The organism is Sporosarcina sp. P26b (genome assembly GCF_002743245.1).
Lineage (GTDB): Bacteria > Bacillota > Bacilli > Bacillales_A > Planococcaceae > Sporosarcina > Sporosarcina ureae_C.
This window is the reverse complement of the sequence record NZ_PDYW01000028.1, coordinates 1-25842: the sequence shown is the minus strand read 5'-3', so window position 1 is coordinate 25842 and position 25842 is coordinate 1. Positions and strand designations below refer to the sequence as shown.

The window sequence follows — 25842 nt, the reverse complement described above, 5'->3', positions numbered from 1 at the left end:
CCATTTTCATAAAAGTCGAGATTTGCGTAGCCTGCTTCACTTAGCGTATCATGCAATAACTTGCGCAATAGCGGTGAATCTTCTGCAACCAAAATACGTTTATCCGAACGCTCACGTTTCCCAAGCTTCTTCACTTGCTCCACGTTAATACCCGCTTCCGGATTAATATCCAAAATGATCTTCTCGAAGTCAAGCAACAGCAACATTTCGCCATCGAGCTTGATGACGCCGATGACTTGAGAGCTCTCTGCCGCATAGATTCCAGAAGGCTTCTCAATTTGATTCCAAGAAATACGGTGAATCTGTGTGACGTTGTGTACACGGAAGACAACCGTTTGTTTATTGAAAGCAGCGACGATATACTTGGCATCTTGCGGATTTTCCGATGGCGCCATTCCTAAAATCTTTTCCATACTGACGACAGGTAATACTTCACCACGTAGCTGAATAATTCCCTCTACCGCAAAATGCGCGTGGGGGATCGGTGTAATCTTCAATGGCATGATAATCTCTTTTACTTTGATCACGTTAATGCCGTAGCGATTACCTTGCATCTCAAATCCGACAATCTCCAGCTCATTTGTGCCGCTTTCCAATAAAATCCCTGAATCCTTGGACAAATTCTTCCACCCTCTCAGACAATGTGGTCTATTCATAGTATATTTATCGATAAATTCCATAACTTGTTGGTGCGATAGGACTAGTATACCATAGAAACAAACTCTCAATCTAGGACAATGAAAATAAATCTAGTTCCTTACTTACTGCTACCGTCCGTTACGGATTATTTGGACAGAGACGCTGTTTATTGGACTCCAACACCCATTCTTCCAATTGCGGAACGGTTAAAGGCTTGGAGAAATAATATCCTTGAAAGATCAAGTCTGGCTGTAAGTCAAGCAAGAAGTCCACTTGTTTTTTCTTCTCCACACCTTCAATCACAATAGAAAGATCCATTGAGCAACCAATCGCAAGGATGGCATTCAGTACAGCACACTTTTTCGCTGGTGCTGGTACTTCATCCGTAAAGGACTTATCTATTTTCAGCGTCGTAATGGGCATCTGCTGTAAAAAGGACAAAGAAGACACGCCTGTTCCAAAATCATCGAGTGCGATGGAGAATCCATAGCGCCTGAATCGTTTCATCGCAGCAATAGCCTGAGTCGTGGACTTGGCGGTACTCGTTTCCGTCAACTCCAGTTCAATACGGCTCGGATCGAATCTGTATACATTGGTCTCTTTCCATAACAGATCGAGTAATTGTGGCTCGGTCACGTATTCGCCCGGGATGTTAATTGCCACTTGCGGCACATGAACGCCTTGTGAATCCCAGTTATGAATTTGCCTGCACACTTCGCGAATAATCCAGTCCGTCACTTCCCCCATTCGCCCTTCTTGCTCCAATATCGGAATGAACGTTGCTGGCGGGATGGCTCCGAGTTTTGGATGCGTCCAGCGAAGCAATGCCTCGACCCCGACGAATTCCTCGTTGTTTCCTCTAACTTTCGGTTGATAGACAATATAAATATGATTTTCATCAAGTGCTTTGTTAATATCGCGCAAAACATCCTGCTCGTATGACATGCCATGATTCGCGGGATCAAACGTCAGCAATCCCCACTCATGGGAAGCAGTTGCTTGTTCAACGACTATTAAGGCTTCTTTATATAACGTCTTCACCGTTTTATTTTTGTCAGCCTTAGCCAAGCCACAGACGTACCGCATCTCTTGGCGCTTGATAGGTAGCAATTGATCGATTTCACGTTGCATAATGACCAAGTTTTTGTAAAAATCTGCCGAACGACCTGTCTGATGCACGCAAAACAGATAGCGATTACCGCTCACTCTGTAGAGTTCCGCAAATGGCGGTTTCCATTTCGACAGCAACTCACCGATTTCTTGTAGTATCTTATCCCCTGCCATATAACCATATAATTGATTGATACGCTGTAAATCAGGGAAATTCCAAATGGCAACATCACCGACTGCCACTTCATCCGTCAAACAACGCTCCCAATTTCGTCGATTCGGGAGTTTCGTTAGCACGTCAAAGTACTTCAGCCAATAATCCAAATAACCGTCGACATAGGAAGTCAATAACATGCCGAGTAGCAATAACCCAACACCCACGCCGATCAACGTATTCATGATCTGCATATGCATGATGGACTCACTTAATGCTTGTCCTTCTTCTATATAATACGAAGTAGCAAAAATACCCAAGTAATGTGCAGATAACGTCCCCATTGTCAGGCTTAACGTGGCGATCCATTTCGATGACGACGTACGTTTGGGATGACTAATTGCCTTCAGCGCAACATACGCAAACAATCCACCCGCTATATTCCCAGCAATCACTAGTTTCCAATCGTGGATAATTAACGCAACCGCCTTTAACGCCTTCATGCCAAAAAAATGCGTGAGACTCATACCAAAAGCAATCGATGCAGCGGCCAACGCATGTCGCCAACAAGCTTTCAATGGAGCTTGCACGAGCCAGAACGCAAATATCACCGTAAGAAAGATCGGTACTATACATACAAATGCCCAACCGTAATGGATGTGCATTTCAACTGGAATCAATAAAGAATTCATCGACAGAAAATGGGTGGCCCAAATTCCGAATGATAAAGCGAGTGTCGCCAATATTAGCCACACTTCCCGTTTGAAGAAACTCGGTTTCAACATCCGATCATATAATACGAGCGCGGTATAGGAAGCGAACGCTATAACTAAAATAGATAATAGTATCATCTTAGGTGAAAAGGATCCGATTAGTTGTGTGTATTCTTGGTTGTCTAGTATCGAATTCATACGTTCCACCCCCTCATCCCTTATTCAAAAAGGGAAATTCATACTTTATAATGATTCTTATTACTCATATCAAACATTGTACAATTGGAGTTGCTTACTATTCATTATTTACTATTCGTCGATTCTAGTCAATCATTTTCAGAAACCTTCAGAGCATTTAATTTAAAGCCACTTGGAATACTAGATATTAGACTATTTCAATAGTGAAGCCTTTTTGGTTATCACAGCTTATGCTGGATTATGGTAGAATAAAGCAAATTACGGAATTGAAGGAGAGTATATCTTTAATATAATTTACTTTTTACCTTAGATTTAAAGTTCAAGCGCCTATAATCCTCTTAACATAAATTATAAAAAAGCTATTTAAAACCATCATTAGATGTTTTTAAATAGCAGTCTATTACTATGAAAAGTATCATTTTAATTCTTTGTCACTGAATCCAACTTCTTTAAAGACTTCTTCATTATGTTCACCCAAATTGGGAGCATATCTATTTACAACGGCAGGCGTATTCGAAAAATTCACTGGAAACTTTATGTCCTTTATTATTCCTTCAGATGGATGTTCAACCTCTCTAAAAAAATCAATTTCTTTTAGGTGCGGATCATCAAAAAGATCTTTCGGTGAATTGATTCTAGTACAAGGTATATCTGATGACTCTAATATTTCAAGCCAATCTTCAGTTGTCTTAGTACTAATTATTTCCTCAACTGCTTGATACACAAAATCAATATTTGCTGAACGATTCTTCATGTTTTTAAATCGTTCATCATCTTGTAATTCACTATGACCTGATACCTGGAAAAATGTTTGCCATTGTTTATCGTTGTAAATCATTACTCCTATATAACCATCTTTAGTTTTATAAGGCTTACGATTCTTTGAGGTCACTCGGGAATAATAAATCGATCCTAAAGGCGGTGTGAAAGTTTCACCATACATATGTTCAATCATACTATAAGACACCATGGTCTCAAACATAGGAACTTCTATCTCTTGTCCTTCTCCGCTTTTTTCTCTATGATACAGGGCGGCTATGATGGAACTCATTCCAACTAATCCCGCTGTTTTATCGGCTAAAACAGTCGCCAGATATTGTGGTTCTCCACTAATTTGGCCTTGGGCAGCTGCGATTCCAGAAGCGCCTTGAATTATATCGTCGTATGCTGGTTTTTTACTATATGGACCGTCCTTGCTGAATCCGTACATTCCACAATAAATTAATTTATTATTAACTTTTTTTAAATCTTCATAGGATAAACCCAGTTTCTCCATTGTATGTGGTCTCATAGTGTGCACAAAAACATCTACTTCTTTAGTTAGCGCTAATAGTATTTCTTTTCCCTTTTCACTCTTTAAATCTAAAGTGATACTTCTTTTATTTCGATTTAAATGGAGAAATAAACTTCCCATACCCTCGTTTTTCGTTGGGCCAAGATAACGTGTACCATCTCCAGATAAATTCTCAACTTTTATAACGTCAGCTCCCATATCCCCCAACATCAAGGTGCAATAAGGTCCCATTACTACAGCCGTCAAATCTAAAACACGTATTCCTTTTAGAGGTCCGCTCAATTTCATTCCTCCTATCTAGAATTCATTCATTCACATTTATCATTTGTAATATATTATTATTGCTTCTTCATCATGAGTGCAGTTCGTTTTGTTTTAACCACTAATTCATCTCTTTGATTGTAACCACGATGTTCAAACCAAACAATACCTACATCTTCTCGAGACTTTGAATCCCTCTTTTTTATAACTTCAGTTTCCCCTCGCAAGGTGTCACCTATTCTAACTGGCGCTGGAAATGTAGTTTCGTCAAAACCGAGGTTTCCTTGTGTGGTACCTTCTGTTAATTCACCTACACCTACACCTACAACAAAAGATAGTGTAAATAAACTGTTTACGATACGTCCCCCATAAGGAGTCGTTTTTGCGTACTCTTCATCTAAGTGTAAAGATTGTATATTATGAGTTAAAGTCGTGAACAATAAATTATCTGTTTCTGTAACCGTTCTTCCTGGTCTATGCTTATATACATCACCAATGTTTAGTTCTTCATAATACTTTCCATACGCCATTATCTCATTTCTCCCTTTTACTTAAAATACAGCCCACCATTTAGTATCGTTTCAATATTTCTTCAGCTGTTTTTACATGTGCATAATCTATATGATCGCCTCTATACATAATTGCTGACTCACCTGATAACTCGGCCTTTCTAAATGCTTCCACCATACCTTCATAGTATTCTAATTCCTCACTTGAATAAGAATATATCTCATTTACTATTGATGCATTCGAGGGATGAAGGATTAATTCCCCAACAAAGCCAAGCCCTCTATTAAACACAGAGTGTTTTCTTAAACCTTCAAGGTTATGTACATCTTGCCATAGTCCTCCAAGGGGCATAACTTCTGCTGCTCGAGCTGCCATGACAATCTTCGAACGCATATATAAAGTTTCCAGACCTTCTGGAGTCCACTTATAGCCTAAAGCCCTTGCTACATCTCCATCCTTTGCGCTTAAACCAGCTATTCCAATAACTCTTTCAGATAACGCAATTTCATAAGCATAAATCATTGATTTTGCAGTTTCCAATATAGGAATAAAACTAATCTGTTGATGGTTTATTCCTTTTTCTGCTTCGATTTCTGCCACCAAATCAGATAATCGGGTTAATTCTTCTAAACTGTCTATTTTGGGTAAGACAATTCCATCAAGACCTTTTTTAATAATTTCTCTTAAATCATCAATATCAAAAAAATCTTTAGACTTATTAATTCTTACAAAGATTTTTGTGTCACTATCAGAGAACACTTCTATTGCTTTGGATACATTTGATCTTGCTTCTGACTTTAAATGTAAGGGAACACTATCTTCTAAATCAAAGATCACGCAATCCGCTTGACTAGTACGGACGTTCTCAAACCATTTTGGCTTTATCCCTGGTATAAATAACAGTGTTTTAAAATCCTTCATATAGACTCTCCTTTTATACAATGTAATATATACAAGTGATAATCCAAGGTGTATTTTGACGAACAACAGAATTCACTTTTTGATGTAACCTAATAAATGAGAAATATTGCTTGCTGCAGATTTTACATTGCTAATATATTCAACTTCATTTTCTTCTTGATAATCACCTATCGGAATAACGCAAATAATACTACCAATTACTTTTTGACTAGCATCAAAGATTGGTGCGCCAATACTTAGTGCTCCTTCTTTACGTTCATTGAAAGTCTTAGCATATCCATCATTCTTTATTTTCTTCAATTCTGCTCTAATTCGTGATTTACTAGCATCATCTTCTAATTCCCTATCAATAATTTCCGAAATATCATCTTGATCAAGATTAGCCAGTATATTCTTTCCACTTGCTGCAATATGAATTGGCTGTAGGACACCTATTTCTAATACATATTGAAGACCTTGAGAACCTTGTATACTATCTACAAAAGCCAATTTTTTATGTTGTGGATTGTATAACGCCAAATAGACAGAGTGAGGAATACTTTTAGCAAGCTCTTCAATATAAGGTCTGGCATACCTTTTCATATCCACATTATTCGAGATGATTGAAGACATTCTAATGAACTCGGATCCAATTCTATACTTTTCCGTTTGGTCGGAAAACTCCAGTATATTTTCAATCTTTAATGTTGCAAGAAGACGATGAACACTACTCACCGGCATATTCAAATATCTAGCTAACTCATTTACTCCCCATTCACTTTTCTCATCGCTAAAAGCTCTGAGAATAGTGAAGGTTTTAGAGATGACGCCAGGTTTCATAGCTACTCACCTATCTTATGTCAGTATTTTATTAATATTATTTCGCCATCAAATCTGGGAGGACTAACGTAATAAATGGTACACAGATTAAGAGTAATAGGATCAGTAAATCCATAATTACAAACCAAGTTACACCTCTGAATCCTTCAGATGGTTTTACTCCAGCAGCTCCAGTTGCAACAAACACGTTCATTCCTACTGGTGGTGTTACCAAACCAATTTCTACAGTCTTAGCAACGACAATCCCAAACCATATCGGATTAAATCCTAAGCTTACAATAATAGGGAAAGTAAGAGGGAGAGTTAAAATTAGAATCGCAATCTGATCCATGAAAAATCCAAGTATTAAATATAAGACCATAATGAAAGCAATAATCCAATAACGTGAAATATCCAGACCTTCAACATACAACACCAGTTTCTGTGTGACTTGAGTTAATGTTAAAAAGTAGCTGAATAGATGTGCACCAATAATAATAGTCATAATCATTGTTGTCGATTTAATTGTGTCATTGAGTGCATGAATAAACTTTTTGAAATTCATTCGTCTCATTAATGTAACGACAATTAATGTAATGAATGCACCTAACGCTCCTGCTTCAGTAGCTGTAACAAATCCACTATAGATTCCACCAATGACTGCTATGATAATTAAAAGCATCGGCCAAACCATTTTTAAAGATCTTACTTTTTCTTTTAAAGTTAACTGTTCTTCAATCTTCGGTGCAATTTCTGGTCTGAGCTTAACCCAAACGATGATTACTATTATGTAACCTAACGCTGTTAAGATACCTGGTACAATACCCGCAATCAGTAATGAACCTACACCGGTCTCAGTTAAGATTCCATAAAGTATTAGTATGATACTTGGTGGAATCATTACGGCTAGAGTACCAGACATACTGATGACGCCCATTGTAAACGAAGTACTATAATTATACTTTCTCATTTCAGGTGCAGCGGCTTTTGACATAGCTGCCGCAGATGCTTGACTGGAACCTGAAACCGCTCCCATTAAAGCCCCCGCGAAAACAGTAGCTAAACCTAAACCACCAGGCAATTTTCCTAGCCACTTATAAGCTGCTTCAAATAAATCTTTCATTATACCACTTACCGTCATAAACGCTGCCATCAATATGAACATTGGTATAGCGCTCATCAAGAAGCTTTTCACGCTGTCATACGGTGTAGTCTGTATAATTCCTAAGAACGAATCCCAGCCACTAAACAAAAAGATTCCTATTGAACCTGAAATACCCAAACCAAAAGCAATCGGCATTCCCATAGCTAAAAATATCAAAAGTAGAATTATCGGTATGATAACAGTCAAAGTATATCCACCTCATCTTCCATTTTTGAATCTTCCTGCTCTCCCATCGCAAGTTTAATAATGAGAAGGAGTAGCCTGACTGTAATTAGAAACGAGCCAATAGGAATCCAAATATAAGATAACCATAATGGAAGATCTATTAAACCCGATGCTATTAAGTTATTTTTCCAAGCATTCATAGTCATTAATAATCCTTGATATCCTATGAAGAAAAAGAAAACACTACCTAATGCGTAAAAGAAAATATTAAAGTAATCACGAAACCTTTGGGGTAGTCTTTCAAACAATATATCCAAGCGAATGTGTCCATCCACTTTTTGAACGTAACTCAGACTAAGAAATACTAATATAACCATCAAATACATTTCTGTTACTTCGTACGCTCCGGTGATTGATTGTTTAAATACATAACGACTAATAGCATCAAAACTTGTAAGAAGCATCATAACTGTCAAAGCAGTATAAGATAGCCACAGTGATAACGTTTCTACTCTTTGAAACCACTTTTCGATTCTCGCCATTAGACTCACCCCTTTTCTTTATTTAAAAAGTTCTTTGCTGATTACTTACACGCAAGAGCTATACTATTCCTTCAATTCTTTACGTATTTGTTGATATTTTTCAATTGCTTCGTTGGCATTGATACCACGTTTCTCCAAGTTCTTTGCCCAACGATCCCAAACCGGCTTAAGTTTTCCATCCCACTCAGCAGATTCCTCTTCTGTAAGTTCATAAATTTCCATCTTCGATGAAAACTCTTCAGCTAATTCTTCATTCTTGTCATCTAAATATACCGATAAGTGTTTTACCGTTTCATCGCCCGCTTCTGCTAATGCATCTTTCACATCTTCAGGCAAGTCTTGATAAATCTTTTCATTAATTGAATAAATTACTGTGAAGCTTCCTAGATTAGCGCCCTTAGTTGAATAGTTTGCTATTTCTTCAATTTGATATGGAGTGAAACTTGTGAAAGGGAATGTAACTCCATCTACTGTTCCACGCTCCATAGCTGTGTAGGCTTCTGTCGCAGGCATAAACACAGGAGATGAACCTAGTTCATCAAATCCTAGCTCCATAGTACCTGTCACGCGTGTCTTCATTCCTTTTATATCCTCAATCTTTTTAACTGGTTTTTTAACCGTTGCCAACTGATACTGCGGTAAAGCAACTGCATACAATGGTCGAACTCCATTTGGAAGGTATTCCTCATCCATTAAGTAATCTTTCATAAGCTTCCAAATAACGTTCGACCCTTCTTCTGAAGAATCATAAGCTCCTGGCAAAGTTGCGATTTCTGAAAGTGGCAAACGGTCTGCAGCATAAGACGTATAACCAATTTGAATCGTATTAGATAATGTTAAATCCAGATAACTATTTGCTTTACCAATTTGTTCTGCAGGGTAATATTCAAACTCTACTTTTCCATCAGTCAACTCTACTACTTTATCCATAAAGTACTTGGTGCCCTCTAAAGATAAATAGTTAGTAGTTGGGAAGGAGTCAGCAATTTTAAATTTAATCTTCTCTTCACTCGTAGTAGAACCCTTTTCCTCTTTTCCGCAGCCGGCAATAACGAGCATAGCTAGTAAAGCTACAAACAATACTTTAATACTTATACTATTCTTCATATTTTCACTCTCCCCTAATTTTTTCTCTGCCTAATATTTGCTGTACTCTTATTTTGGTGGTGAGTATATTAATACAAAGCGAACCGTTTCCTTACCGATGTTTACAACCTCATGCATAGCTTTCTTAGGTATCCATACAACATCATCTTGTCTTAAAATAGTTTCTTCATTTTCAATAATAATTTTCATTTCTCCACTTAATATAAACATTGATTGCTCGATCTCTTCGTGAAAATGAGGATCCGCCGTTCCTCCTGGCTCAATTTCTCCAATAATTACTTCTAATTGCTCCATACCTTCTTCTTTCCCGAACAACCTTCGATTAGATGTACCTTCATGTCCTGGTGGTGAGTACACTTCAACGTCTTTTGCATTTTTCCAGTAACTCATTCAATTACCCCTTTTCCTTTAGTATGCGCTTACATTATTATTATTGTTATAAAGACCGCAACTTCATTCCATTAGGTGGGATGGCGTTCCGATTTAGAACAACAATAGCATATGGTATTTTTCTTTGCAATATATTTTTAAATTATTCTGACATATCAATTTACTATCTACTATTGTAAAATTGTATTAAACAATTAATAACAATGTTCTTTTTAGTCAATGGATCTTTGCAGTTTCTAAATTATGTAATTAAATAGCTACATATTATCTATTTCAAATAATTGTAGGGCTAATCAGTAATTATATTAATATTGCAGTTATTAATTTAAAATCTAATGTTTACAACATTATTATTCATTTTTTATAATGTGGCTATGGTAGAATAAAGCAAATTACGGAATTGAAGGAGAGATCCCTATGCCCATCTATAATAAACTTGTCCGCGACCTGATCCCGGAAATCATCGAAGCCGACGGAAAAACATGTGTAACGCACACATTGAATGAGTCACAATACATAGCGGAAATTAATAAAAAGATGCACGAGGAACTGGCTGAGTACGAAGAAGCAACTAACCCCGAGGATGCTGTCGAAGAACTATCCGACTTACTAGAACTAATCCATGCGGCAGCGATTTATCATGGTGTGACGGTCGAGGAACTGGAAGCCGTACGCGCACAGAAAGCTAAAGCACGTGGCGGATTCAATGAACGAATCTATTTGGTGGAAGTAGCGGATGACTAAACTGCGTCTACTGACGAAAAACTTGCTAAGCGACTTAAAGCGACTAACTGCCGAAGCGGATACGATCTACTGGATGACCGCATTCATGATGAAATCTGGCGTGAACGAAGTACTCCCCGCTTTACGTGACGCTTCTATGCGCGGCGCGGATATCAAGATACTGACGGGCGATTATTTATCAATTACACAACCGGATGCACTGAAATTATTACATGAAGGATTACCTGCTGCCGAACTTCGCATGATTGAAAGTGGCGGTACATCCTTTCATCCGAAAGCGTATCTATTCAAATCACAAAACAGCTCCACCGTTATCATAGGATCGTCCAACTTATCGCGTTCCGCTTTGACGAAAGGAATCGAATGGAACCTTTACGCACCATCGACAGTAGACGATGAGATTTTTGAAACATCTGCGGATGAATTCATGAATTTGTTCTTATCTGCGAACACAGTACCGATCAACAATGAACAAATTGAGTTGTATAGAACACGATACGATGAAACGAATCGCAAACTCCCCTTTAGTTCAGTATGGGAACCTCAATCTGAAATCGAAATGACATTCGGTGCCACTGAACAAGAAGAAAGCAGCACCGTCGATCCAACAGCACCTTATCAATCATCAGTCTTAGATCCACGTCCTGCACAAGAACTAGCTCTTACTGCGCTCAATCAAACGGTCGAAGCCGGCTATGAAAAAGCACTTGTCGTTCTCGCAACAGGACTCGGTAAAACGTATCTAGCAGCGTTCTTTGCAGAATCATACAAACGGGTACTCTTTATCGCACACCGTGAAGAACTGCTCACGCAAGCACAAACTTCATTCGCCCGGGTGTTCCCGAACCGCACAAGTGGAATCTACAACGGCCAGCATAGACAAGCAGACACGGAATTCGTCTTTGCATCGATCCAAACACTCGCGAGGCAATACCATTTACACCAATTCGACCCGACTGCGTTCGATCTAATCGTCGTCGACGAATTCCATCACGCGGCCGCCACTACATACGAACGCGTACTGGATTACTTCAAACCGGAATTCCTGCTCGGTCTAACCGCAACACCTGACCGACTCGACAACAAAGACGTCTACAGCCTATGCGACGGCAACGAAGCGATCTCGATCCACTTCCTAGACGCTATCCGGAAAAACTGGCTCTCCCCTTTCGTTTACTATGGCGTACTGGACGAAACGGATTACAGTCAATTAAAATGGCGAAATAATTCATACGATGAAGAAGAGCTATTACGCCTGCAACTACGGGACAGTTACGCACAAGCAGTACTCGACGCATGGAACGAAAACAAACAAACGCGCACGATTGGATTCTGTTCTTCCATTAAACAAGCGATCTACTTAAGTGACTACTTCACCAACGCAGGCTATCGCTCACTCGCCTTGTACGGAAACACAGACCGACATACGCGTACTACTGCACGAAACTTACTAGAAACTGGTCAGCTCGACATCATTTTTACCGTCGATCTATTCAACGAAGGCGTCGATATACCGAGCGTAGACACCCTCCTATTCGCCCGCCCTACCGAATCGCTGACCGTATTTACCCAGCAGATCGGCCGCGGTCTGCGTATAGCAACCGGTAAAACACATTGCGTCATTATCGACTTGATCGGGAACTATCGCAATGCACGGAAGAAATTTGAAGTATTTAACGAAGACAAAGAATTACCTACAAAAATCAGCAATGAAACATTTACCGAGAACGGCTATTTCGAATTCCATTTCGAGACGGCTATCATTGACTTACTTGAAGCAATGAAACAAAACGAACCGATTCAGCAACGATTGATCAATGCGTATTTTGATTTGAAAGCAGAACTAGGGCACCGTCCGACGTATCTTGAGTATCATTTGAAAGCGAATGAAGATGCGCGGGCTATTCAGCAGAAGTTTAAGACGTATTCGATATTGCTAGACTACGCCCAGGAGTTAAATGAGTTGGAGAAAGAAGTACTGACTCAACATAAAGATTTGCTAATTGAAATCAATAAAACGCTGATGAATAAAAGTTATAAGATGATTCTATTGAAGTATATGCTGACTAGAGGAGCGTCTGATTGGTATAAACCGGTAGCACCAAGTGAAGTTGCCCCCTTCTTCCATGCGTACTTGATGGAGAAACCTTATCGACGTGATGCGGATCTGTCGGATAGACAGGGGCAGTTACTTCGGGAGTATGATGAGGATAAGGTTGCGAAGTTGATTGCTACGATGCCGATGACGAAGTGGAGTGGATCTTCGAAAGGTTTGTTTGTGTTTGAGAATGGTGTGTTTGAGAATGGTGTGTTTGGACCGCAGGTAAGAGTTGAAGAGCAGCATGAGGATGTTTTGTTTGGTTGGATGCAGGAGATTTGCGAGTATCGGTTGCATTGGTATTTTGAGAAGAAAGGTTCTATTACGTAAAAAAAGTTGCGACTTTCGCGCAACTTTTTTATAAGCCGGAAGGGTCTGAAACATTTTTACTAATTAAACAAAGTGTTTCCCATGTAATGCATAAGATACTTACCGAGAATCTTTTTTCAATCCACACCCCCCCAACGCTGGGAGTGACTTGATATTGTAATACCTCTCTCTAGATGGGCATTATTTCAATCCACATTCTTATAAATTAGAATGACATTCAATCTAATAAATTAACTCATTATAACACAAGAGAACAAAATATTCAGTTTCAATAGAGGTATAAATATAGTCTTGTCGAATTATATAGCTTAAAGGGAGGAGATATGATTTGAATAGTTGGGATAATTGGGAAAAAATGTACGGAAATCCACCAATATTACAAGGTAAAGATTTTGTAACAACGATATTTAATCCGTTAATTGAAGAACAAATGATTTTAATCACTGGTGATAACATCGATGGTACGGATGAAGGCTTAACATTTTTATTTATCTATTTAATAATTGACGGTGAAGTAGATCACGGACTTGAAACGCTAGCTTTCAATAATCCAGAGGAAGCGCAAAGTTTTGTGCAGAACCTTCCTAAAATGACAGCTCTTCAATTTATGTTCAAGACACTTGGTGTCCAACCTGGTTTTCTTTATTAAATAAATGTAAGCAGCCATCATTAATAGTTGGCTGCCTTTTTTAATAATTTATCAGATTCCATCTAGTTCACTTGATAGTCTATCCGATTAATATCTTCATATAAGAATTATTTCGAACAAAGTCCTGCAAATATATTTCACCTCTTAGAGATTCACCTCAATTCCAAACCGATCAAATTTCAATGCCTTTAGAATTAATGCTTCCTGTAGGTCCGATCTCTTATTCTCCTACCATGCCATCGTTATCATTATCACGCATATATTTATACAACCAGTGTTCGCTAGTTATTGGCATACTAAAACCTGCTGCTTTTGCTTCTTTAATTGTTACTTGACCATTACCGTTTGTATCAACACTAGAGAGCTCACCTTCGTTTGTGGAAGTTCCTTCTGATTTGGACTCAGATTCATTATTCTCGGTTAGTCCAAGAGATTCGTTTACCTCATCTGGATTCACATTTTCAAATGTATCCGTAATAACATTTCCCTTTATTGTATAGATATATTGGTAACTTGAAGGAATCTGCGATTCCGTATTTGGATAGGTGATAAGTGCTTCAAATTTAGTAGCTCCACCCGCTCTTCGGATCTCGTTTTCCATATACGCTTGATCACCATGTCGGTTAAGCGTGCTATCCTGTGGGGTAATATTATACGCATTCGAAACCCCTCCGAGAGAGTCAGCAATTATATGGCCTTCATCTAAAACATCAGATTCAACTCCGGGAACCTTAGCCTCATCAGAATAGTATCTGCCAGACGATAAAACAGATTCTTTACTGTCATCTTGCAGGGTGATTTCGTCAGCTATGACACGTACTAGTTGTCCGTATTCATTAGTAAATCCCCAATATTCCCGGTCCCCATAACCAATGTCAACAACGACGTTAGGTTCACGATAACCTGATAAATCACCACCATCAACTTCAATTAGTTTGTATCCGGAGAACAGTTCCTTCTTGGGTTGAGTTGGTATTTCTTCTTTCTGTTTCTCTACTACGGACTCCTCTTCTTTCTGTTTTTCGACGGCCGTAGTGACAGTTTCTTCTTTTCCACTATTTTTATTTGGTTCAACAGTCGTGGCTTTTTGCGAATCTGTTTCTACATCAGCAGTGGATGCATCTTCTAAATTCGTACAACCAACTATAAAAACGATTGTTAAAAGAAAGATTAAATATTCCAATACCTTTTTCATTCTTTAAACCGTACCTTTCATCTATGTCAGACCTTCACGCGAAGATTATATCATAAGTAAAAATGCATTCTACCATTCCCTACAAAGTTTAAATGAAAATGCATGTAAAACGGCATTCAGTTTGGCAGAACTCCTATTATTGTTTCAAAAGAATTCAAAATTACAGATTTTGGTATTGAGGTTCTTTTAAGTAGTCGTATAAAGGGATCAAGCTATTTTTGTTCCAAACTTTAAATTAATTAAAGTTGAGACGATTATTAAATCTCAAATATTAATATAGAAGTAAGTACCAAATAATACCCATGAGTAAAATTTTGTAAGAAGGTATCCTATTTATAGTGTCTTATTTTTTCATTACTTTAATAACCATTTTTCAATTATTTTTAAATGTTTGTATTCATTAAACATAATTTCTATTGCTTTGTCTTTTCTCATTCTGATTTCCGCAAAAATAATCCGCTACAAAGGTAACTATCTGGAAATAAAGAATAGTTGCAGAGCAGCAATTCCGATCTCGGGTAACTGACTAAAAGCAGCACTCGGAGAACTTCTCTTACCTTAAATATTTTACTATTTCTAATATTGCGAACTATGGATGCTAGAAAAATCTGGCTACCTTACGCCCAAAGATTTTGGGGCGCATGCAGTCTAAAGAGCTATTTTATATGTTTCTTAAATAGCCATGTCAGTCTGTTGAAAATTTTTTTATTGACATTTTTGTTCCTAAAGGATTGAATTTTTTGAATACTATTATTACTGGAATAAATATTTTTTCCTAAATATTCTTTGTACTATGTTTTTGAAATATAAACCGAATCTATTTTACTATATAAAAAGTGAAGTATTTCCAAATCTCTCATCGTATATTTCTAATAAATCTTTAACGAATTTTTCAGTAGAAATTAGTTCAAGCTCATGACTGAAGTTAGAGCTTACTAGGCCATCCGCAATTAGCTCAGCAGTATTTCTATATACTTTTGCAGGCGACTTACTATAATCGATAATAACCAATGCGCATCTTTCATATTTGTGTTTGTCTTCATCGACATCTACTCTGTCGCTTATATAATAAAAGAAACTTATGTATTTTTCCAAATCGGTTTGTTTTCTTTTAAAAGTAACTTGATTATTAACCATTGTTGTATCATCGTATTCATAAACCGGAATCATATACACTTCTCCTAATACCATCCTCGGATAAGAATCATGTAAGTTTATTGCTTCTGCAATAGTACGTTCAAAAAGAGTATCCGTATTTTTGGCTAAGCTACTTAATTGGCTTCTTATATTAACAGAAATAATTTCTTCAGTAAGCTTCTGACCATAGTCACAGTACAATCCCGAATTAACCATTGGGCCCCAATCAATTAATGTTCTGACAGGATTGATATTTTTCGGCTTAACGCACACGTCTTGATCCTTTTGTTTGTACAATCCTGTTATTTTTAATTCTGGCTTACTTTGATGAAGGGGAGGGAATATAATACTTGGATCTACTTTACTTTTTATAAATTCATATTTAACAAATTCATGTAAATGATTAATTAAAGTACTCGAACGTATAAGAGATGTTTTTGCTTCTAAGCCATTAGTAAATGGCTTTTTTGTGGTTTTACTTAAGTTTGATCCATTAACAACTTTGTTAACAATAGCGTTTTCAATATCTCTTTTCATTGCATTAGCCACGTCTTCAATTCTCACTTTTTTCTGTCCCCTTATGATTGATTATTTTAATTTCTGTAATTCCTCTTCAATATATTCCATTACATCTCCAATACGGAAAGGTCTGTCATCAATTTCATTTAAAACTTTTAATATTTGAGTTAAAGTGGTCAATTCTATTCTTTTCGTTCGGTTATTGCATATATCATTTATTGTGTTCGGTCTAATTGCTGCTTGTTTGGCAAACTTACTTTGTGATATCTTTAATTCTTGAAGAATTTCATGTAAAAAAAACTTAATCAATTTAAACACCCACTTGATTTTTATAACTACTGGAGTTATAATTAATGAAAGAATATACCTGTATTTGGAGATGACAAATTTGACTACTTTAATAAATGAAGTAATAAATAAAAATGCTTTTTCTTTAACTGAAAGAAATGAGAAAACAATAAAATATTTAGCTAATTTTAATAATAAAACAGAAGTTCAAGCCGAATTAATTAGAGCTTATTTATCTTCTAAAGACTATGACATTGAGATAATCGAAAACGAGTTAATTACCAACCTTTTAACTAATTCGAATGATGAAATTTTTAATTATTTAGTAAAACTAAATAGGAAATGGTCATTAAAAGACTTAGAACTAATATTTTATTCATTCTTGGACAGATCTACTATAAATAATAATGGAATAATATTTACCCCTTCAACCGTTTCAGACTACATCACTAACCAAATGATTAATAGTATAGATGTTCCTGATAAATTAATTTGTGATTTCTCATGTGGAGGAGGAGAATTTCTAATCTCTGCTTTAAAACAATTAAAATTAAAATTCCCTACAACACCAGCTATACATTTTATTGAGAACAATCTATTTGGCGTTGACATCCTTAGTGAGAACGTATACTCCACAAAACTATTGCTATCTTTACAAGCCTTAGAGTATAAAGAGGATAAAGAAATAATTGATTTCAATATTATACAAGGAGATAGTACTTCGTCTAATATACTAACTAACTTTAACAAACTAAAAAAATCGGAAGGCTTCGATTTCATTGTAGGAAATCCTCCATATGTAAAGTTCCAAGAGCTCAGCCTTCAGCAAAGAAAAAGCTTAAAAGAAAGTTATACAACATGTGACTCAGGAAACTTTAACCTTTTTTACGCCTTTATTGAACTGAGTTTCAACTATTTAAAAGAGGATGGTAAAATAGGTTATATCATACCTAATCATCTGTTGAAAATGCAGTCTGCAAAATCATTAAGAAATTTTTTATTAGGCGAAAAGCTCATTAATAAGGTAATCGACTTTAAGGATAACCAACTTTTCGAGAATGCTCAAACCTACTCTGCTATCATTTTCTTTGATAAGAAACCCAAAGAGGAAATTGTATATAAGACTGTCGATAAGAAAATTAACAACGGACAAATAGTACAGCACCTTAACGATAGCAATTACCAAGCCATTGCTTATAATCATCTAAATGCCGATTCTATTCATTTACTTAGTAAAGAAGATTATTTAAACATAAAAAGTATAGAGAACCAAAAGAATAATTTACGTATCATGACAGGAATTGCTACTCAAAAAGACTCTTTATACTTAATCAATACTACCAAAGAATTCAATAAAAATGAACAAGATAAATACTTCTATAAAGAGTTTGAAAATGAAATATATAAAATTGAAAAAGATATTACTATTTCAATAATAAAAGGTTCAGGTGAAAAAAAGGTTGATGAAGCTACCAACTTCTATGAATTTAATAGAATTATTTATCCCTATCAGCTATCAGACGACAAAGTTGTAGTTATCTCTGAAAAGGAAATGATTCAAAAGTATCCAGAAACTTTTAAATACTTTCAAGTGATTAGAGGGGAGTTAAGTAAAAGAAATGGCGGAAAACCTTCAGTGAAGGTCTGGTACGAGTATGGCCGATCTCAGGCTTTAAATAGCTTTACACCTAAAATTATATTCCCTACAAACTCAGCTAAGCCAAATTTTACTTATTTTAAAGACTACGCCCTATTTAATAACGGGTATGCTATTTTTGGGACAACTTCGAAAAATGAGATAGATTTAGATATCTTAACCAAAGTTTTGAATTCCGTCGTTGTGGAATATTATATAAAACATACAAGCTATATGATTTCAGGTGGATATTATTGTTACCAGAAAAAGTACTTATCGAATTTTACTATTCCAGATTTCAGCGAAGAAGATATGATATTTCTTAAAAAGTCTACTTCTAAAGAAGATATAAATGAATTTTTAATTCGGAAATACAATTTACTTATGTAATTGAAATAGAGCCATTGCTAAGATTCTAGTATAGACAATCTCTAATGTCTATATCCTATACAAGTGTTGCATTTTTCCAGTAATTGTATTTACCACACCTGATTCCATGTCATGTCTTTTATTCAATCAATGGTTAATTAATCTTAATTGATATTAAAAATACATTAACAAACGAAGCTGAGCACGTATTTTTCACAACAACTTCTTTTCATGGGGTTATCCTCGCATAGATTATGCATTCACTTTTGAACATAATACCCTAACACTAGAATCTAATCGAAAAAAGAAAAGAGTGACCATATGACCCCCTACAAAGTAGCCGTAATCTCCGGAGACGGAATCGGCCCAGAAGTAATCGACGAAGGCATCAAAGTAATGAAACGTGTAGCTGAACTGGACGGACGGCTTTCATTCGAATTCACCCACTTCCCATGGGGCTGTGAGTATTACTTGGAGCATGGACAAATGATGGCGAGTGACGGGATGGGACAACTGGAGAACTTTGACGCGATTTATTTAGGCTCGGTGGGATTCCCTGGAGTACCTGACCATATTTCGTTATGGGATCTACTATTGATCATTCGCAAACAGTTCGATCAATATGTCAATATCCGTCCGATCCAGTTGTTGAACGGTGCGCCTTGTCCTATTGATAACGGAACGAAGGAAACGATCGATATGTTGTTCATCCGAGAAAACAGTGAAGGTGAATATGCTGGAGCTGGTGATTGGTTGTTTAAAGGTAAGCCGGAAGAAGTGGTGTTGCAGACGGGGGTGTTCTCGTGTAAAGGAACGGAGCGGATCATTCGGTATGTATTTGAGACGGCTTCAGATCTTAAAAAGATACCTGTGTGAGAAACAAACGTGAGTGTTTAAACAATCATGAAAGTTTCGTGCACAGGTACCTTTTTTAAGCCAGCGTTTCCGGAGTTCATGATACTCGGTGCCAGTATTGAGGAACTTACCACTTTTTCCATTTGAAGATTTTCGCCAGCATTTTTTAGATACACCCATGGGGTAAAAAAGAGCAAACATATAAATCAGGATTGTCATATAACTTGAGTTAAGATTTGCCTTGTATATTGTGCACGGCTTCAGCGTAATAAAGCATTAGTTCTAGTTTTATATATCCAAGACCTTTCGAGGTTCTAAACCTCTGCTGTCTTATAATTAAGTGGCTTATCTTGCAATTTTAAACTTATTCCATTATCAAAATCCATTAAAGCTTAAAATCACACTAGAAATTTAGCTGTATCAATTGAAAGACTCTGTTCTAACGCATAACCAATTCTATATAATAGCGCTTCGTCAAAGTCCTTACCTATCAACTGCACGCCAATCGGCATCCCATCTTTTGAGAATCCACACGGTATTGACAAGCTTGGTAAGCCAGTGAAATTAGTAGGAGCTGTTAGCTTCAAGATTGACCAACGAATATGCTCTTCATTATACTTATCAACTTCTACATAGCGACCGTCGATTTTTGGCGGCAAAATAGGAACAGTAGGAGTCAAGATCGCGTCAACCTGATTAAATACTTCAGCAAACTGTTTCTTCGCTCTTTTTCGGACTTTCAAAGCCCTTGAGTATAAGTATGACTTTTCATCCACAGTTGATAAGAGTCTTTCCTTCACTTCATCATCCCATTGATTTGGATATTCCTCTAAATGTGATTCGTGTAGTTCATATGCATCGGCCCTCAGAAGAACCCTTTGACTTTCCGTAATCTCGTCCATATCAGGTAATTCGATGTCAATGAAATTAACACCTAATTGACGTAAATTATCAATTGAGTTATTCACACTCTCTCGGACTTCAGGATTCATATCATCAAAGAAGAACTTTTTAGGAAGTCCTATCGTAATGTTATTTACCCCATCTGTTATACCTGAAGTATAGTCCACCTCATTTTGATGTATCGCTAAATCATCCTCTGCATCATATACTCCAATCACATTTAGTAATAATGCATTATCCACTACATTTCTTGTCATTGGTCCTACATGGTCTAAATTCCATGATAAGGGGTATACACCGCGTTTACTCACTCTTCCGTATGTCGGCTTCATCCCTACAATACCGCAAAAAGATGCAGGTATTCTTACGGAACCTCCCGTATCGGTACCTAATGCCCCGTAAGATATACACGCGGCCACTGCGGCAGCAGAGCCGCTGCTAGAACCACCCGTCATCTTTTCTACATTATATGGATTATGAACGGCACCAAAGTAGGAACGATCTCCCGTCGGTCCATAGGCAAACTGATGAGTGTTCTGCTTTCCGATTATTATAGCTCCAGATTCTTTCAGTTTCTCTACTACAAATGCATCTTCATTTGCATGATAGTCTTTATATATTTCTGACCCCATTGTAGTTTTCATTTCTTTCGTCTTAATCATATCTTTAATACCAATGGGAATACCGTGTAATGGCCCTTTGTATAAACCTGCTTGAATTTCTTCTTCGGCTTGTTTAGCCTGACGCATAGCTTCTTCAGACGATAAGACTTCAATAAATGAATTAAGCTTCGAATCAATACTGTTAATTCGATCTAACATTTTCTCCATCAGTTCTACTGGTGAAATAGTTTTATTTCTTATGAGCTCGGATACCTCAAACAACCCGTATGCTAAAACATCTTTATTTTTAGTCATTTTTAAAAACCTCCATTATAATTCTACATTCAGCTTTAGCGTGTTAAAAATAAAGATAGTTCTGGGAATATTATTACCATTACTAGTCCAATGAATAAAAGACCGAAGAATGGCAAAACTCCATAGACGACTTCCCCTATCCTTTCTTTTGATATTCCACTTACAACGAATAAATTTAAGCCAACAGGTGGGGTGATCATTCCTAACTCCATATTTATAGTCATAATAATCGCAAAGTGTATTAAGTTAATATCGAACAGTATCAAGATTGGCAGTAAGATTGGTAACGTTATCAAGATGATAGAAACAGCATCCAAGAACATACCTAATACAAAGAACAATATGTTTATACTTATAATAAAGACCCATTTATTTGTGCTAGTTGATTGTATCCAATAAGCCAAATCTTGAGGGACTTGCTCTGTCGTTAAGAACATACCAAAGATTGTAGCTGCTGATATAATCAAAAAAATCATAGCTGTAATGTTAATAGACTCTTTGACTACTTTTCTAAAAACAGGCATTTTCATTTCTTTATAAATTAATGTTGATATTAAAAATGAATATAATACAGCAACGAACGATGCCTCAGTTGGTGTTACTGCTCCTGAATAAATCCCTGCAAGAATCAATATTGGAAGGAAAAATCCCCAAGATGCTTTACGCGTCTTACGCAGTCTCTCTGACATATCTTGTTTAGGTAATTGACCGTAATTTTTAATTCTTGCATTAACTACTGCCGCTACCATTAAAATAACACCTAGTAAAATACCCGGAATGATACCTGCAGCAAAAAGTTTTCCTATTGATTGTTCAGATACAACTCCATAAATAATTAATGGAATAGAAGGAGGCAATAATATTCCCAACGTACCTGCTGCAGCAACAAGTCCCATTGAGTATCGTTTACTATAGCCCGCTTCAACCATTCCGGGAATCATTACTCCGCCAACTGCAGCTGCAGTAGCTGGGCTAGATCCTGAAATTGCGGCAAAAATCATACAGGCTAGTATTGTTACAAGAGCTAGCCCCCCTCTTAAATGGCCTATCCATGATTTTAGCGCCTCAATCAAATGATATGATATTCCACCTCTTGCCATAATAATACCCGCAAATATAAATCCTGGTATTGCCATTAATGCAGAAGAACTTGAGGAGACAAACATTTTATGTATAACCGGGTACATGGTGAAGTCTATTAGTGTGAGTGAAATGATACTGGACAAGCCAAGCGCGACTGCAATAGGTACCCTTAATAGAACCAAGACTATAAACAATAATACTAATATCACTGTTGTATTCAAATCGTTCTCCTCCTTTCCTTAAAATAGATTTTCAATATTAATGGTTGTTTCTTCTTCTAGATCCTTACCTAAAATCGCTCGATATGTCTTCACAACAAAATATATTCCTAGTAGGCCCATCCCAATTGGCATCGCCAAATAAGTAATCCATAATGGAATACCCAAATCTATACTGATACTCATCTGATCATGAGCTACACTAACCATCTCAACACCCATCACAGCCAAGTAAATACTAAATATAGCCCCTAAGAGATTGCTAATTATGTTGAATACCTTCTTTATAGATTTAGGCATTTTCTCGTAAATCAAGTCTACTTTTATGTGCTGATCATCTTTTAAAGCTATACCAAAACCAATAAAAATCGCAGTAACCATTAATAGTTCAAATACTTCATTCGTCCAAACTAAAGGATGATTCATTACATATCGCATGAATATCCCAATCAGACAAACAACAGATCCAATTACAAAGAAAAAAGATGCCACGAATTCCTCAAATACTTCTAATGTACTTAATATTTTATCCTTCATATAAACACTCCTTTCAATTTAATAAACGACAGAATTATATACATTATCCTAATTCTGTCGTTATTATTCGAATCATTACTTTCCAGTTTCTTGTGCAGCTTTTATATACTCTTCTCCGATGATGGGTGTATATTTTTCATAGATAGGTGCCCATAGTTCACTGAATGTCTGAATATCTTCCTCTGATAGTTCATAGATTTCAATATTCCCACGTTCTTTAATAGCTTCATATGCATCATCCGCCATCTCATTTGCCGCAACTCTAGCTGCGTCTGTTCCTGCTTTGATTCCGCCATCTACAATTTCACGTGTTTCTTCATTTAATCCATCCATAAATTCTTTATTAGCAAAGAATCCAACATCTACGCGAGTGTCTCCAATAAGTGTCATGTACTTTTGGACTTCATCGAACTTTTTAGAGTCGATGTTCACGAATGTATTCGTTTGACCATCAACTGTACCTTGTTGCAAAGCAGTATATAAATCTGTAAATGGAATAGTAACAGAGCTAGCTCCTACAGCTTTAAATACATCTTCAAGAACTTGTCCACCCTGAGTTCTGAATTTCAAACCTTTAAAATCCTCTGGAGACTTAAGTGGTTTTTTATCGTTTGTAAAATGCTTAGGTCCGTTTGGCCACATTGCCAAACCTAAGACACCGTCTTTCTCAAGTGCCGCTAGGATTTCCATCCCCTTTTCTCCATCCCAGAACTCCGCTGCTGTATCATTGTCTTCGAATAGAAACGGTAATGAAACTAAGTTAAAGCGTGGATCATCGCCAACCAGTTTTGACATGTCTTGTTGAGTAAATTGAACGTTATTTGCGACTAAGTTTTGATATACATCTTTATCACCAAACAACTGACCATTTGGATATACTTGAACTTTTATTTTTCCATCCGATTCTTTTTCAATATATTCTTTAAAAGCTAAAGAACCTGCTTGTTGCGATGTGTTTTCAGCAACTTCATGCGAAAGCTTAATTGTTAGACTTTCTATCCCATCCGCATTCTCACCACTACCACCTGAATCCTCATTGGTATCATTTCCACCGCATGCAACAAGTATTAATAATAAAACACTCATTATACTAGTTATTAGTAAACCTCTTAAATTCTTCATTGAAATTCCCCCTATATATTTTTATTATTGGTTATTCTATGTCAATTCTTTTCCACACCTCCTTTCAGTTCAATTAAAACCTACTCACTCTCTATTTCTTAATTTGTGTTTAGCACGATCCAAATGGTGTTTGATTGCGCTTTCATATTTTCCGTTAGATAACCCTTGCAATATTTCTGTATGCTCTATTATTACTTCTTCTCTTCTAGAAGGTTCTTTCAATACAATGTTTCCTATTCTTTTCATCATGTCATATATTTGCTCGCTTAAAACTATGAGCCTATTGTTTTCAGCATACTCAATTAACCTTTTATGAAATTGAAAATCTAAATTAGTAAACTCCAAATCGCTTTGTATACTTGTATCAGTGTTCATCTGATTAATAAGATTTTGAAATACTTCTTTTTTTTCATCAGTAAATGTTTTACTAACCTTTTTGGCAACTGCACATTCAAAAATACATCTTAATTCGAAAAATTCATCAATATCCTTTTGAGTTAAAGGACTTACATATACACCTTTGTTGGGTAACGAGTAAACCCAGCCTTCAGATTCTAGGATTTGTACCGCTTCACGAAATGGTGTTCCACTCACGCCGTAAAGTTCTAGCGCCATCTTTTGGGTTATAGAGACGTGATCTTTTAAGATGCCATTTGTAATATCTTCTTTCACTTTTATATATACATCCTTTTTAAGTGTCTTTTGACTTCTCGGATACATCATTTTACTTAATCCCCTTCACCACTTTTTAATAATATATACTATTTAGAAAACTAAGTCCATATATTATATATAATGCAGAATATTCAAACTATTAGTCACTTTTTAGTATTTCTTCTCTAAGCACAGCCTGTTTCTCACTTTTATATTTCAAAATTAAAATAATCTGAATATACATTCTCATCTTAAGGTGATAGTCTAATATGGAATATACAATCACACAGAAAAGAGTGACAAAATGAAACCATTAAAAATAGCCGTAATCTCCGGAGACGGAATCGGCCCAGAAGTAATCGATGAAGGTATCAAAGTAATGAAACGCGTAGCCGAACTCGACGGACGGCTTTCATTTGAATTTACCCACTTCCCATGGGGCTGCGAGTATTACTTGGAGCATGGACAAATGATGGCGAGTGACGGGATGGAGCAACTGGAGAAATTTGACGCGATCTATTTAGGCGCGGTGGGTTTCCCTGGAGTGCCTGACCATATTTCGTTATGGGATTTACTATTGATCATTCGCAAACAGTTCGATCAATATGTCAATATCCGTCC

The 25842-nt window shown here is 36.7% G+C and carries 23 protein-coding genes and 1 pseudogene; 6 read left to right on the top strand and 18 right to left on the bottom strand.

The window, feature by feature from the left end; all coding sequences use genetic code 11:
• From CSV69_RS14780 to CSV69_RS14735, 10 genes are all read right to left on the bottom strand, one after another.
• Window positions 1-620, bottom strand: a 620-nt coding sequence (locus CSV69_RS14780) for a chemotaxis protein (protein ID WP_099693808.1), incomplete at its 3' end; no start/stop codon positions are given.
• A gap of 157 nt (window positions 621-777) precedes the next feature.
• Window positions 778-2814, bottom strand: a complete 2037-nt coding sequence (locus tag CSV69_RS14775) for an EAL domain-containing protein (RefSeq protein ID WP_099693807.1) — start codon at window positions 2812-2814, stop codon at window positions 778-780.
• 415 nt (window positions 2815-3229) lie between these two features.
• Window positions 3230-4390, bottom strand: a complete 1161-nt coding sequence (locus tag CSV69_RS14770) for a CaiB/BaiF CoA transferase family protein (RefSeq protein ID WP_099624965.1) — start codon at window positions 4388-4390, stop codon at window positions 3230-3232.
• A gap of 56 nt (window positions 4391-4446) precedes the next feature.
• Window positions 4447-4899 carry a MaoC family dehydratase gene (locus CSV69_RS14765; protein WP_099624964.1) on the bottom strand — a complete coding sequence of 151 codons (453 nt, stop codon included), beginning with the start codon at window positions 4897-4899 and terminating at the stop codon, window positions 4447-4449.
• A 40-nt stretch (window positions 4900-4939) separates the two neighbouring features.
• Window positions 4940-5800, bottom strand: a complete 861-nt coding sequence (locus CSV69_RS14760; protein ID WP_099624963.1) for an HpcH/HpaI aldolase/citrate lyase family protein — start codon at window positions 5798-5800, stop codon at window positions 4940-4942.
• A gap of 72 nt (window positions 5801-5872) precedes the next feature.
• Window positions 5873-6619 (bottom strand): IclR family transcriptional regulator, encoded by a 747-nt coding sequence (locus CSV69_RS14755; RefSeq protein WP_099624962.1) that lies wholly within the window; start codon window positions 6617-6619, stop codon window positions 5873-5875.
• Between the two features lie 37 nt (window positions 6620-6656).
• A complete protein-coding gene (locus tag CSV69_RS14750) occupies window positions 6657-7949 on the bottom strand; it encodes a TRAP transporter large permease (protein ID WP_099693806.1) in 1293 nt (430 codons plus the stop codon).
• Window positions 7946-8470 carry a TRAP transporter small permease gene (locus CSV69_RS14745; protein WP_099624960.1) on the bottom strand — a complete coding sequence of 175 codons (525 nt, stop codon included), beginning with the start codon at window positions 8468-8470 and terminating at the stop codon, window positions 7946-7948. Before CSV69_RS14745 ends, CSV69_RS14750 begins: the two co-directional genes overlap by 4 nt.
• 63 nt (window positions 8471-8533) lie before the next feature.
• Window positions 8534-9577, bottom strand: coding sequence for a TRAP transporter substrate-binding protein (locus CSV69_RS14740; RefSeq protein WP_099624959.1), 1044 nt, complete (start codon window positions 9575-9577; stop codon window positions 8534-8536).
• A 48-nt stretch (window positions 9578-9625) separates the two neighbouring features.
• The gene (locus tag CSV69_RS14735; RefSeq protein ID WP_099624958.1) at window positions 9626-9967 is read right to left on the bottom strand and encodes a cupin domain-containing protein; all 342 of its coding nucleotides are present in this window, start codon (window positions 9965-9967) and stop codon (window positions 9626-9628) included.
• 417 nt (window positions 9968-10384) lie between these two features.
• Here CSV69_RS14735 and CSV69_RS14730 point away from each other — a divergent pair, with 417 nt between their 5' ends.
• From CSV69_RS14730 to CSV69_RS14720, 3 genes are all read left to right on the top strand, one after another.
• The gene (locus CSV69_RS14730) at window positions 10385-10711 is read left to right on the top strand and encodes a nucleoside triphosphate pyrophosphohydrolase (protein WP_099693805.1); all 327 of its coding nucleotides are present in this window, start codon (window positions 10385-10387) and stop codon (window positions 10709-10711) included.
• Window positions 10704-13139 carry a DEAD/DEAH box helicase family protein gene (locus tag CSV69_RS14725; protein WP_099693804.1) on the top strand — a complete coding sequence of 812 codons (2436 nt, stop codon included), beginning with the start codon at window positions 10704-10706 and terminating at the stop codon, window positions 13137-13139. The genes CSV69_RS14730 and CSV69_RS14725 overlap by 8 nt, the downstream gene beginning before the upstream one ends.
• A gap of 328 nt (window positions 13140-13467) precedes the next feature.
• Window positions 13468-13788: a hypothetical protein gene (locus tag CSV69_RS14720; protein WP_099693803.1), complete on the top strand. Its 321-nt coding sequence runs from the start codon at window positions 13468-13470 to the stop codon at window positions 13786-13788.
• 220 nt (window positions 13789-14008) lie between these two features.
• Here the strand turns inward: CSV69_RS14720 and CSV69_RS14715 are convergent, their stop codons facing one another.
• From CSV69_RS14715 to CSV69_RS16940, 3 genes are all read right to left on the bottom strand, one after another.
• Window positions 14009-14983, bottom strand: a complete 975-nt coding sequence (locus tag CSV69_RS14715) for a DNA/RNA non-specific endonuclease (RefSeq protein WP_099693802.1) — start codon at window positions 14981-14983, stop codon at window positions 14009-14011.
• Window positions 14984-15808: 825 nt separating this feature from the next.
• Window positions 15809-16684 (bottom strand): restriction endonuclease, encoded by an 876-nt coding sequence (locus tag CSV69_RS14710; RefSeq protein WP_099693801.1) that lies wholly within the window; start codon window positions 16682-16684, stop codon window positions 15809-15811.
• Window positions 16685-16708: 24 nt separating this feature from the next.
• Window positions 16709-16948 (bottom strand): helix-turn-helix domain-containing protein, encoded by a 240-nt coding sequence (locus CSV69_RS16940; RefSeq protein WP_158232693.1) that lies wholly within the window; start codon window positions 16946-16948, stop codon window positions 16709-16711.
• Between the two features lie 79 nt (window positions 16949-17027).
• Here CSV69_RS16940 and CSV69_RS14700 point away from each other — a divergent pair, with 79 nt between their 5' ends.
• Window positions 17028-18953: an Eco57I restriction-modification methylase domain-containing protein gene (locus tag CSV69_RS14700; protein ID WP_158232692.1), complete on the top strand. Its 1926-nt coding sequence runs from the start codon at window positions 17028-17030 to the stop codon at window positions 18951-18953.
• 300 nt (window positions 18954-19253) lie between these two features.
• A pseudogene (locus CSV69_RS14695) lies at window positions 19254-19796 on the top strand (isocitrate/isopropylmalate family dehydrogenase); the annotation flags it as partial.
• Window positions 19797-20185: 389 nt separating this feature from the next.
• On the opposite strand, the gene CSV69_RS14690 reads toward CSV69_RS14695, so the two are convergent.
• From CSV69_RS14690 to CSV69_RS14670, 5 genes are all read right to left on the bottom strand, one after another.
• A complete protein-coding gene (locus CSV69_RS14690; protein ID WP_099693798.1) occupies window positions 20186-21607 on the bottom strand; it encodes an amidase in 1422 nt (473 codons plus the stop codon).
• A 35-nt stretch (window positions 21608-21642) separates the two neighbouring features.
• Window positions 21643-22911, bottom strand: coding sequence for a TRAP transporter large permease (locus tag CSV69_RS14685; protein WP_099693797.1), 1269 nt, complete (start codon window positions 22909-22911; stop codon window positions 21643-21645).
• An 18-nt stretch (window positions 22912-22929) separates the two neighbouring features.
• Window positions 22930-23445 carry a TRAP transporter small permease gene (locus CSV69_RS14680; protein WP_099693796.1) on the bottom strand — a complete coding sequence of 172 codons (516 nt, stop codon included), beginning with the start codon at window positions 23443-23445 and terminating at the stop codon, window positions 22930-22932.
• 75 nt (window positions 23446-23520) lie between these two features.
• Window positions 23521-24567, bottom strand: a complete 1047-nt coding sequence (locus CSV69_RS14675) for a TRAP transporter substrate-binding protein (RefSeq protein WP_099693795.1) — start codon at window positions 24565-24567, stop codon at window positions 23521-23523.
• 84 nt (window positions 24568-24651) lie between these two features.
• A complete protein-coding gene (locus CSV69_RS14670; RefSeq protein WP_099693794.1) occupies window positions 24652-25290 on the bottom strand; it encodes a GntR family transcriptional regulator in 639 nt (212 codons plus the stop codon).
• Between the two features lie 235 nt (window positions 25291-25525).
• Between CSV69_RS14670 and CSV69_RS14665 the strand changes: the two genes are divergently transcribed.
• Window positions 25526-25842 (top strand): isocitrate/isopropylmalate family dehydrogenase (locus tag CSV69_RS14665; protein WP_255396886.1); only part of this gene is annotated, 317 nt, incomplete at its 3' end.

Excerpts from the sequence above, each read along its gene's own strand:
- CSV69_RS14775 (WP_099693807.1), bottom strand. The coding sequence starts at position 2,814 with ATGAATTCGATACTAGACAACCAAGAATACACACAACTAATCGGATCC.
- CSV69_RS14765 (WP_099624964.1), bottom strand. The coding sequence starts at position 4,899 with ATGGCGTATGGAAAGTATTATGAAGAACTAAACATTGGTGATGTATAT.
- CSV69_RS14760 (WP_099624963.1), bottom strand. The coding sequence starts at position 5,800 with ATGAAGGATTTTAAAACACTGTTATTTATACCAGGGATAAAGCCAAAA.
- CSV69_RS14755 (WP_099624962.1), bottom strand. The coding sequence starts at position 6,619 with ATGAAACCTGGCGTCATCTCTAAAACCTTCACTATTCTCAGAGCTTTT.
- CSV69_RS14745 (WP_099624960.1), bottom strand. The coding sequence starts at position 8,470 with ATGGCGAGAATCGAAAAGTGGTTTCAAAGAGTAGAAACGTTATCACTG.
- CSV69_RS14740 (WP_099624959.1), bottom strand. The coding sequence starts at position 9,577 with ATGAAGAATAGTATAAGTATTAAAGTATTGTTTGTAGCTTTACTAGCT.
- CSV69_RS14735 (WP_099624958.1), bottom strand. The coding sequence starts at position 9,967 with ATGAGTTACTGGAAAAATGCAAAAGACGTTGAAGTGTACTCACCACCA.
- CSV69_RS14730 (WP_099693805.1), top strand. The coding sequence starts at position 10,385 with ATGCCCATCTATAATAAACTTGTCCGCGACCTGATCCCGGAAATCATC.
- CSV69_RS14725 (WP_099693804.1), top strand. The coding sequence starts at position 10,704 with ATGACTAAACTGCGTCTACTGACGAAAAACTTGCTAAGCGACTTAAAG.
- CSV69_RS14715 (WP_099693802.1), bottom strand. The coding sequence starts at position 14,983 with ATGAAAAAGGTATTGGAATATTTAATCTTTCTTTTAACAATCGTTTTT.
- CSV69_RS14690 (WP_099693798.1), bottom strand. The coding sequence starts at position 21,607 with ATGACTAAAAATAAAGATGTTTTAGCATACGGGTTGTTTGAGGTATCC.
- CSV69_RS14680 (WP_099693796.1), bottom strand. The coding sequence starts at position 23,445 with ATGAAGGATAAAATATTAAGTACATTAGAAGTATTTGAGGAATTCGTG.
- CSV69_RS14675 (WP_099693795.1), bottom strand. The coding sequence starts at position 24,567 with ATGAAGAATTTAAGAGGTTTACTAATAACTAGTATAATGAGTGTTTTA.
- CSV69_RS14670 (WP_099693794.1), bottom strand. The coding sequence starts at position 25,290 with ATGATGTATCCGAGAAGTCAAAAGACACTTAAAAAGGATGTATATATA.